Below are 9049 nucleotides of genomic sequence, written 5' to 3'. Positions count from 1 at the left end.
CCACCCTCCCCCTCACCCCGGGGGCCGGACAGGGACCACTGGGATGACCCGACAGGGCCCGCGCCCGCGCGATCCGCGCGGCACGGGCCCTCTCGCGTTGGTGCAGACCCTTCGAATGGATCCCCGAGACCGACTTTCCTCGCCAATAGTCCAATGATCGGACTTTGAGAGGTGGGGCATGTCGACTGGCGGAAATAACGCCGCGCTCCATAGCGTGCGCATACTATTCGAGCGTGATCAAGGATGCCGATCCTCTGGAGAATTCGCAGGCTGCTGATGTCGCTGAGAATTCCCCGCCGAGTCGACGCGAGCTGCTCAGGACCACGGTTGCGGCAGTCGGTGCCGTAGGTTTTACCGGCGTACTTGCGGGCGGTCGTGCCTGCGCAGTCAATTCTCTGTCCGGGTCGGATGCTCTTCGGTACGGTCGGCGCCACCCGCATCCTTCGCCGCCATCGGGAAGCGCGCTCGATCCGTCATCCGTACCCAAGTACAGAACGCCGCTATTTCTTCTCGGCAAAATGCCTGGCGAGGGCCGGGACTCCTACCGCATCGCGATCCGTCAGTTCCGGCAGCAAATGCTGCCGATCGGGATGCCGGCCACCACGGTCTGGGGTTACGGAGCCGTCGGCCACGAGCAATCATTTCATACGCCGGGCCTGACCATCGAAGCCCGTGTGGATCGGCCGATCTCCGTGACATGGGTCAACGACCTCGTCACCTCGCGCGGCTTCTATCTGCCCCATCTATGCGCTGTGGACCCCACGTTGCATTGGGCGAACCCTCCTGGCGGAAGGGCCGGACGTGATTCGCGGCCCACCTTCCCAGCCACTCCCGGGCCGTACACGGGACCGGTGCCCATCGTGACCCATCTGCACGGTGGGTACAGCCGAGAAGAGAGTGACGGATACCCCGAAGCCTGGTACCTGCCGGCATCTCGTGATATTCCTCGCGACTATGCTCGCGTAGGCACCTATTACGATCGGTTCGCCGAGCAGTTCCGTGACCGTTACGGCGTCCGCTGGCGCCCCGGGTCGGCAACGTTCGCGTACGGCAATGATCAGCGCCCCACGACTCTCTGGTACCACGACCACACTCTGGGCATGACCCGGGTGAATGTCTACGCGGGCCTTGCCGGTTTCTACCTGCTGCGAGGCGGACCTGCCGATCTCCCCTCGGGAGTACTTCCCGGGCCGGCACCGGGGCGAGACGGTGCGCACGGTGCCAACCCCTACGAAATCCCCCTGGTGGTTCAGGACAAGTCCTTCAACGCGGACGGGTCGATCTTCTTCCCCAGCAGTCGCGGATACTTCGGGGACACCCCGCCGGACGGTCCGTGGATCCCCGGTACCGATATTCCGCCAATCTGGAACCCGGAGTTCTTCGGCACCACGATGGTCGTCAACGGGAACACCTGGCCGGTACTCAACGTGGAGCCGCGGCGGTACCGCCTGCGCATCCTCAACGCAAGCAACGCCCGTACTCTCATCTTGAAGATCGCGGCCGACGCCACAGCCCCCCGCCCCGTCAGCCCCGCATTGCCCTTCTGGCAGATCGGAAACGACCAGGGGTTCCTGCCGGCCCCGGTCCAGTTGGATCAACTCCTCTTGGCCCCCGCAGAGCGCGCCGACGTGGTGGTCGACTTCACCGGCGCCACCGTCGGCACCGGGCTGTACTTGATCAATGAAGGCCCGGACGAGGCGTACGGCGGCGGCGCGCCAGTCACCGACTTCACGCCGGCGAATATCGCGACCACAGGGCAGGTCATGAAATTCGCCGTCGTTCCCCTTGCCTCCACCGACACCAGTGCCCCGCCGTCACAGATCGTGCTTCCTTCGATCCCGGCGCTTCCCGAGAGCCGGACGGTCCGGAAGCTATCACTCAACGAAGAGGACTCCGCGTACTTCGCCGGTGCGCCCACGATGGACATGCTTGGCACAGTTACGCCAAGCGGCTCAGCCACCCCGCTCCTGTGGTCGGACCCGGTCACCGAGACGCCGGTGAAGGACGACACCGAAATCTGGGAACTGTACAACTTCACCGGCGACGCACACCCTGTCCACATCCATCAGATCGGATTCCAGGTCCTCGACCGCCAAGCGATCGCGGGCGGCGCATCGTCACCCCCACAACCAGGGGAAGGCGGATACAAGGACACCGTGATCGCACTGCCGAGCTATATCACCCGCGTCAAGGTTCGCTTTGGCATTGCGGGACGGTACGTCTGGCACTGCCACATCATGGACCACGAGGACAATGAAATGATGCGGCCGTTGCAAGTGCTTGATCAGCGCAGCCATTGAGGTCTTTTCAGCGGTGATCACTCGGCGGCGGGATGAAGGAAGCGGGAGTCCGCGACCGGCTGCCCGGTGACCTCGGCGATCGCTTCCGGGGGCGGCTTGAAGGAGCGGCGGACGTTCTCCGGCTTCTTCGAGTGTGAGCCTGCGCGTTTCACCTGCGGCCGTGTCCGGGCCGCACGGCTCACCCGCGGCGCCCGGCGCCCGGCGCCTGCACCTGCGGATCGCCGTCACCTGGTCCCGGCGCCACGGCCTCGCCACCGCCTTCGCCCGGCTACAGGCCCTGCCCGGCCCCTCACCAACCGGCAGAAGTCGTCCGGGATCCGCCACCACAACTCCTGGACCGTCCAGCCGTGGTGGAGGAGCGCAGCGCGGGCGAAGTGGAGCAGCGGCCTTGCCGGCGAGTACCCGACACCGGGGATGACGACTGCGACGCGGTCTCGTCCGCCGTCGAAGCGGGTGGGGATGGCGAAAGGAGTCAGCCCGCCGTCAACCTGCCGTTGCAGTGGGCTCGAGGACTGCCTCGACATCAACCGTGACGTCGACCATGTCGCCCACGACGACACCACCTCGGTCGACCACGTCGTTCCAACTCACGCCGAAGTCGTGGCGGTCGATGCGTGTTCTGGCGACGAATCCGGCCCGGCGCCGTGGACCGAGATCCCGGCCGTCCTCCCACCACGGAGTGTCCCACTGTCCCAGATACGTCACATCGAATGTCACGGTGCGTGTCGATCCGCGGATGGTGAGGTCGCCCGTCACCTCGAAGTCGTTCGCGCTCACCTGGCGGATGCGAGAGCCGGTGAACGTCCACGTCGGATAGCGCTCGACATCGAAGAAGTCGGCGCTGCGCAGGTGGGTGTCGCGGTCGGGCTGCCCGGTGTACACCTGCGTCGCGTCGATCGTCGCCTCGACCTGGGCCTTCTCCGGGGCGTCCGGGTCGACCACCAGGACGCCGTGCACGTTCTTGAACTGTCCGCGTACGTAGGTGACCATCATGTGTCTGACACTGAACTCCGCCGCAGTGTGACCCGGCTCGAAGAACCATTTCGCGGTAGCCATGGCAGCTCCTCGGCATGCTCGCCCCTCCGAACACGATAGGACGGCCGCCTGAGCGCACGCGTCCCGCCCGGCCGTCCGCGAGCGCCGGGACCCGCGGCCGGGCACAGGCTGCGACGATCCGGTGGCGCCGGGCCTCGGTCAGGTCGTGGGTTCGGCCCGGCAGTGGTCGTGAGAGCCACGCGAGCTCAGGCGGGCGGTGCGGTGCGCGCGCGAATACGGTGTGCGGTGCGCAGCCCCTGCTTGGCGGCGGTCGCCACCATGCCGCCGAGGCTGGTCCTGGCGAGGTCGTGGGCGGCGAGACGTTCCAGCACTGGCAGGGCCCGGTCGTCGGCGGTGGAGCCGAGGGCACGGCAGACCAGTGCCCGCAGGTCCGGGTCGGGGTCGGTGGTGAGGGCGATCAGGCCGTCCACCACCGGCGGGCCGAAGGCGGCGATCGCCGAGGCGAGGTGACCGGCCTTCGGGTTCCGGCGTTCCGTCATGGTCTGCCAGAGCACGGCGAGCGCCTGGTCGCCGCCGATTTCGCCGAGGGCCCGGGCGGCCCTGCTGCGCACCCAGTCGGTCTCGTCGTTCAGCCGGGCGGCCAGAGCGGGCACCGCGGTGTGTTCCTCCAGGAGGCCCAGCGCCTCGCAGGCGCCCTCGCGGACCATCGGGTCGGGATGCTCCAGCAGGGCGGTGACCAGCGGAACGGCCCGGCGGAAGCCGAGCTCGGCACAGGCGAGCGCCGACCACCGCACCCCGCGGTGCCCGGTGTCGGCGAGCGCGCGCAGCAGGCCCGGCTCAAGGCTCGCGTCGCCGAACAGGGCGATCCGGTTGAGTGTCTTGGTCCAGACGGTGATGTCCTGCGTCCGGTGGTCGGAGGCGACCTCGGACAGGGCCGCCCGGGCCTGCGGGTGGCCGAGCTCGGCCCACTCCAGCAGCGCGTCGATCGCCCGCAACCGGGTCGTGCGGTTCCCGCGCAGCTCGACGGCGTGGACGGTGACCAGGGATGCCGGTCCGTCCGGTGGGTGGCCGAGCGCGTCCCCGAGCGGGCCGGCGAGCGGCGGTTCGAGCTCGCCCAGCCGCAGTGCCAGCGGGCCGATTCGGGTGCCGGCGTCCGCGTCGTAGCGGCCGTCGCCGCGCAGGTTCGCGGCCAGCTCGGCGACCGTACGGAACAGCAGCCGCGCGCGGTCGGACGGGACGTCGGCGAGGGCGTCGAGCCGGCCGGACATCGCCGCAGCAAGGGCGGTCGGCGGGCGACCGGTGGCCTGCAGGACCGCCTTAGCCCAGACGAGTGGTTCGCTCTGACGCTCGTACAGCTGGCGACCCCACAGACGGAGGACGGCGTCGCAGTGGTCGGTCATCCCAGGATCGTTCCAGCAGGGACACCGGCAGCCAACGGGTTTTCCTCACGAGGTCGGGACGTGAGGGCGTTGCCCGGCCCGCTCACGCACCTGACCGCCGTCGAGAGCGCGACCTTCCTCGGTGAGCCGGTCACCGACTGGCAGGCGACGTTCCGGCCGGCCCCTCAGGACGGCGTGGCCGATGTCGTCGCCCGCTACCGGGCCACCGTCGAACGCGCGAACGAGACCCTCGACCGGTTCACCGACCCCGGCGCACCGCTTCCCCGGCCAGGGCGTGCGGGCCCGTCGCCGAGCGTCCGCTGGGCACTGACCCACATGATCGAGGAGACCGGCCGTCACGCGGGCCACGCGGACATCCTCCGCGAACTCGTCGACGGCACGACCGGCCGCTGACCGCAGACCGCCGCTCGCCGGGCAGCGCCGTGCCGTCGCGGTGGCGGTGCATGCCCTCGGCGACGCGGGTGCGGCCCGCGACGAGGACGACGACCTCACCGACATGCTCATGTACGCCATCGACCTGCTGGGGGATGCCGGCATGATCTGGCTGCTCACTCCCAAGATCGGCCGGGATACCCATGTCGAGCCGGGACGCCGCCCGGACTGCGGGTCTCTCCCAGGAAAGGACCATCAGCGTCGCAAGACGGCTCCCGCCTCACCGCCGGCGGGCACTGGCCTCGCTCGGCGCGGAAAGTCGACTCGATCGAGCTCCCCAGCGGGCGTACGCAGCAGCACACCGGAATGCGGCAAGGGCGCCTTGCCACCGTCGCCGCAGCAGCGGGGGCGCCGTGCGGTAAGGCTGCCCCGTGCCACACCCGCTGCCGCCGGCGCCCGACCGGGCCCGGCAGCGGTCGCACCGCGTACGACGCCTCCATCGCCGTGGTCGGACCCGGGAATGGGACAGTGTCGGCCGATGCCCGTCACCGTGCGCACCGATTGCCGTACCGTGACCGACGACGAAGTGGAGGATTCGATGAGCGCCCAGCCCGACCACCTTCCCGCCCCGCCGCCGGCCCCCGCCCCGCGCGCCGCTGCCGAGCTGCTGGCCCGCATCCGGGCCGAGCGGCCCGAACGCTCGGCCCGGTGGCTGCCCGCCTTCGAACGGGATTGGGCCAAGGCGCTGGAGGACTCCCGGCAGACCTACGACCTCTCCCCCCTGCACGAGGTCGTCCGCACCTGGCGCTTCAAGGTGGACAGCGCACCGGCCGTCGACGGCTTCATCGCCGCAGGAATGAACGACGAGGACGGCGTCGACCTGGCCGAGCTCACGGGGAACGGCCAATGAGCGACCGGGTCTGGCCCGCGCGCCTGTCCCCACAGGCGGCCAAGACCTTCGCCGAACTCCCCCCACATGCCCGGCAGATGGTTGCCGACCTGCTCGACATCGCCTCCCGCACTCCCTGGGGATGGCCCCAATGGGACGCCACCGACGTCGAGGGCGAGGACATCCGCTCCGCCTCGATCGGCCAGCTCAGCCTGGTCTACCTCGTCAACCGGCTGGCGGGCCGCCTGCACGTCATCGACATCGTCTGGCTCGGCTGACGCCACGTGCCCGGTACCAGGCCGGGCCGGTCGCTGGTTCCGGTCCGAGGGAACCGGGTCATCGGCCGGCGCGTCCGCCGTTTGTCGGCCGGTGAGGAAGCGGGTGCCGCACCGCGTCTCCGCGTCGATGTTCACCTGGTCACGGGGTAGCGTGGCGCTGCCGTGACCGGTCCGGTCGTCACCCGTTGGACCGGGGGTTTCCCGATCTCGTCACCGTCCTGTCACAGCCGGCCGCTCGGGGAACCGGTGTCGGAACGGCGGTGTGTACCGGGCAGGTGCCTGCGCTGGGTCGGCACCGCTCGATCCTTCGGGGGACGTCATGCAGGACATGCAGTACGGGAAGAAGGCCCGCAGAGCCGCAGTCGCCGTGGTCTCGGCCGCTATGGTCACCGTGCTGGCCACGGCGTGCGGGCCGGGGAACGACGGGCCCGGGACCCCGTCGGTCGCGGCAACCGCCTCGGCCGCGCCGAGCGCCGCGTCCGCGGCTCCCACCAAGGGCAGCACGCCGTCCGGGGGACCGGCCACGGGAGCCGCGTCGTCCAGTGGAGCCGCGTCTGCCGGTGCCGCGGCCCCGACCTGTGCGGCCGGCGACCTCAAGGCGGACGCCCACCAGGCCAAGCAGCGACCCGACGGCACGGGGGTGGGAGCGGCGATCGTCGCGTTCACCAACACCTCCGCGCGCCCGTGCACGCTGCAGGGCTTTCCGACGGTGGCCGGGGCGGCCAACGGCTCCCCGGACCGCAACGCCCCGCTCGCGGTGGCCCACACCGGCTCCGCCGCCCCGGTCCGGCTGGCCCCGGGCGGGAAGGCCTGGGTGAAGCTCACCTTCGTCCAGGTCCAGGGCGAGGCCGACGGCTACTGCGTCTCCGGGGCCACGCCGGTCGCCTACCCCACCCTCGTGCTGGGCCTGCCGGGCGCGGGAGCACACCAAGTAGCCCTGGACGACGGCCTCTTCGCCGAGTGCGACAACAAGGTGACCACCACCGCACTGCTGGCCACCAGCCCGTCCTGACGAAGACCGTGCGAGCAGGTCGCCACGGCCGATCAGCTCAGCCGTCTCTGCGCCCGCAGGCGACGTCGAACAGGGCGATCCGGCAGGCGCTCGGGGTGGCCCACTCGGAGACGGGCACAACCGCCCAGGGCGCCGGCCGCTCCGCGCCCCGCACACGATGGCGGTGACCGGTTCGGGGCTTGGGGAGTGGCGACAACCTCCGCTCCTCCGTGCACAGCGCGCGGCTCTTCGCCCTCGACGGTGCAGGCCGGCACACCGAGGCCGAGACCCTCGCCCGGAAGGCACTGGCCCGCCACCCCGGGACCGGCCTCGCCCTCGGCCTCGCCCGCGCCCTCGCCGCCCAAGGCCGACGCCCCGAGGCCACAGCGCAGCTGACCCGCTGCGCCACCGCCTGGCGCGAGCACTTCGGTGCCCGGCACCCGTACACGGTGGCCGTCGAGGCCGACCTCGCGGCGCTGGCACGCCCCTGACGGCCGGCCGACCCGGCGGGACCGGTCGGACACGTCTACGGCCGGTACCGCTCGGCGAGGTCGCCGTAGCCGCCCGCCGTCCAGACCGCCTTGCGGAACTCCGCGAGGCTGAATGCCCCGGTGCCCTGCCCGGCGGTGGGCGGGAAGTGCGCGGTGCCGCAACGGGCGCAGTACCAGGCCTGGTTCCAGAGCCGTTCGGCCCGCGGTCGGCCCTTCAGGCGCCGCCGTCTGGCGAGGAACAGCGCGGTCGCGCCCGCCAGCAGGGCGATCGCGACGGCCAGGAGCAGGTACGACACCAGGAGCGGGACCGGCGTGTCGTTCGCGTCGGCGAGCGGGGCCGCCGCGTGCGTGGCCGGGGAAGCCTGAGCGGCCTTCGGGAAGCCCGGGAGGTCGGTGGGGAAGTCGTTCGGGAATCCCGGGTGCTTGGTCGCCCAGTCCGGTGGCGAGAGGTCGGGCATCTGGTCGGCGGCCGCGTTGCGCTGCCTCATGCCCTCGATGAAGGTGAAGACCGCCCCGGCCAGTGTCGGGAAGCTCAGGACCGCCAGTGCCTGGATCGCCGTGCTGGTGGTGGGCGGCGCGGGTGCCAGGGCGCGGCCGAGGGCGGAGACCTCTTCGCGGGTCTCGGTGCGGCCGTCGCGGCCGGAGGTGCGCACGGTGACGTTCCGCCGCTCGCCCAGGTGGACCGCCGGCACGCTGCGGACCTGGTCGGTCAGCGCGCAGCTCGGGCAGGGAGGCAGGGGGCCGTGCGGCGGTGGCGCGGGTACGGCGTCGTTGATCGGCACGTGTGGAAATCCCCCCCAGGAGTACGGCGGTCGGGCGACCGTTCGTATCCGGGTGGACGCCGCCGCGCGGCCTCCGGTTGCGGCCCGCCACCGGCCCCGCCGCCGAGGCGTCTTCGCCGAGCGCCCCGGCGACGCAGGACCCCCGCCCGACGCGAACCCCGCCTACACGGCCAGGGTGCAGGCCATCCTCCCGTACGACGTTCAGTCGGGCTGGTGGAGCCGGGCCGCCTCGATCGCGCTGTCACGCGCTCCTGCACCATCCGTACGGGCTCTGATCGTGTCGACGGCGTGGGTGGTTCGCGGTTCGCGTATGGCGAGTGTGATGTGGGTCTCGGGTCCGGGGGATCGTCCGCACGGGGAGTGTCGGTGGCGGTTCGGCCAGTGACCGACAAATCGGACAAAACGGTACATAAACCGTGAGCCCACTCACATGGAAAGAGGTCCACGACGGACGATAGTGGTCGCGCGCCGACGCCACCCGTGACCCAGGCCGTGACATTTGCGCAGCTCGGCGAGGCTGGCCCGCCGCGCGGACCGTCCTGCGGGTCGG

10 protein-coding genes and 1 pseudogene are annotated in these 9049 nt (G+C 70.9%); 6 read left to right on the top strand and 5 right to left on the bottom strand.

Annotated elements, in window-relative coordinates; all coding sequences use genetic code 11:
- The first annotated feature begins 233 nt into the window (after positions 1-233).
- A complete protein-coding gene (locus ACH4E7_RS44885; protein WP_396255007.1) occupies positions 234-2300 on the top strand; it encodes a multicopper oxidase family protein in 2067 nt (688 codons plus the stop codon).
- A 17-nt stretch (positions 2301-2317) separates the two neighbouring features.
- On the opposite strand, the gene ACH4E7_RS44880 is transcribed toward ACH4E7_RS44885, so the two are convergent.
- The 4 genes and pseudogenes from ACH4E7_RS44880 to ACH4E7_RS44865 all read right to left on the bottom strand — a co-directional run bounded on the left by ACH4E7_RS44880 (position 2318) and on the right by ACH4E7_RS44865 (position 4696).
- Positions 2318-2452, bottom strand: coding sequence for a hypothetical protein (locus ACH4E7_RS44880; RefSeq protein WP_396255006.1), 135 nt, complete (start codon positions 2450-2452; stop codon positions 2318-2320).
- 331 nt (positions 2453-2783) lie between these two features.
- Complete coding sequence (locus ACH4E7_RS44875) at positions 2784-3356, bottom strand: YceI family protein (protein ID WP_396255005.1); 573 nt, start codon at positions 3354-3356, stop codon at positions 2784-2786.
- A 73-nt stretch (positions 3357-3429) separates the two neighbouring features.
- A pseudogene (locus ACH4E7_RS44870) lies at positions 3430-3540 on the bottom strand (IS5/IS1182 family transposase); the annotation flags it as partial.
- Between the two features lies 1 nt (position 3541).
- On the bottom strand, positions 3542-4696 hold the full coding sequence (locus ACH4E7_RS44865; protein ID WP_396255004.1) for a HEAT repeat domain-containing protein: 1155 nt from the start codon (positions 4694-4696) through the stop codon (positions 3542-3544).
- Here ACH4E7_RS44865 and ACH4E7_RS44860 point away from each other — a divergent pair.
- The 5 genes from ACH4E7_RS44860 to ACH4E7_RS44840 all read left to right on the top strand — a co-directional run bounded on the left by ACH4E7_RS44860 (position 4637) and on the right by ACH4E7_RS44840 (position 7717).
- Positions 4637-5089: a DUF664 domain-containing protein gene (locus ACH4E7_RS44860; RefSeq protein WP_396255009.1), complete on the top strand. Its 453-nt coding sequence runs from the start codon at positions 4637-4639 to the stop codon at positions 5087-5089. The two genes, ACH4E7_RS44865 and ACH4E7_RS44860, sit on opposite strands and share 60 nt — an antisense overlap.
- Before the next feature lie 577 nt (positions 5090-5666).
- Complete coding sequence (locus ACH4E7_RS44855; RefSeq protein WP_396255008.1) at positions 5667-5978, top strand: DUF6247 family protein; 312 nt, start codon at positions 5667-5669, stop codon at positions 5976-5978.
- Positions 5975-6235: a hypothetical protein gene (locus ACH4E7_RS44850; protein WP_396255003.1), complete on the top strand. Its 261-nt coding sequence runs from the start codon at positions 5975-5977 to the stop codon at positions 6233-6235. The genes ACH4E7_RS44855 and ACH4E7_RS44850 overlap by 4 nt, the downstream gene beginning before the upstream one ends.
- Positions 6236-6554: 319 nt before the next feature.
- Complete coding sequence (locus ACH4E7_RS44845; RefSeq protein ID WP_396255002.1) at positions 6555-7247, top strand: DUF4232 domain-containing protein; 693 nt, start codon at positions 6555-6557, stop codon at positions 7245-7247.
- Positions 7248-7456: 209 nt separating this feature from the next.
- Positions 7457-7717 (top strand): tetratricopeptide repeat protein, encoded by a 261-nt coding sequence (locus ACH4E7_RS44840; RefSeq protein ID WP_396255001.1) that lies wholly within the window; start codon positions 7457-7459, stop codon positions 7715-7717.
- 35 nt (positions 7718-7752) lie between these two features.
- Here ACH4E7_RS44840 and ACH4E7_RS44835 read toward each other — a convergent pair whose 3' ends face one another.
- Complete coding sequence (locus tag ACH4E7_RS44835) at positions 7753-8499, bottom strand: hypothetical protein (protein ID WP_396255000.1); 747 nt, start codon at positions 8497-8499, stop codon at positions 7753-7755.
- Positions 8500-9049: the final 550 nt, after the last annotated feature.

It is taken from the genome of Kitasatospora sp. NPDC018058, from assembly GCF_044327205.1.
Classification (GTDB): domain Bacteria; phylum Actinomycetota; class Actinomycetes; order Streptomycetales; family Streptomycetaceae; genus Kitasatospora.
The sequence above is the reverse complement of the archived record's forward strand: the minus strand, read 5'-3'. Positions and strand labels throughout refer to the sequence as shown.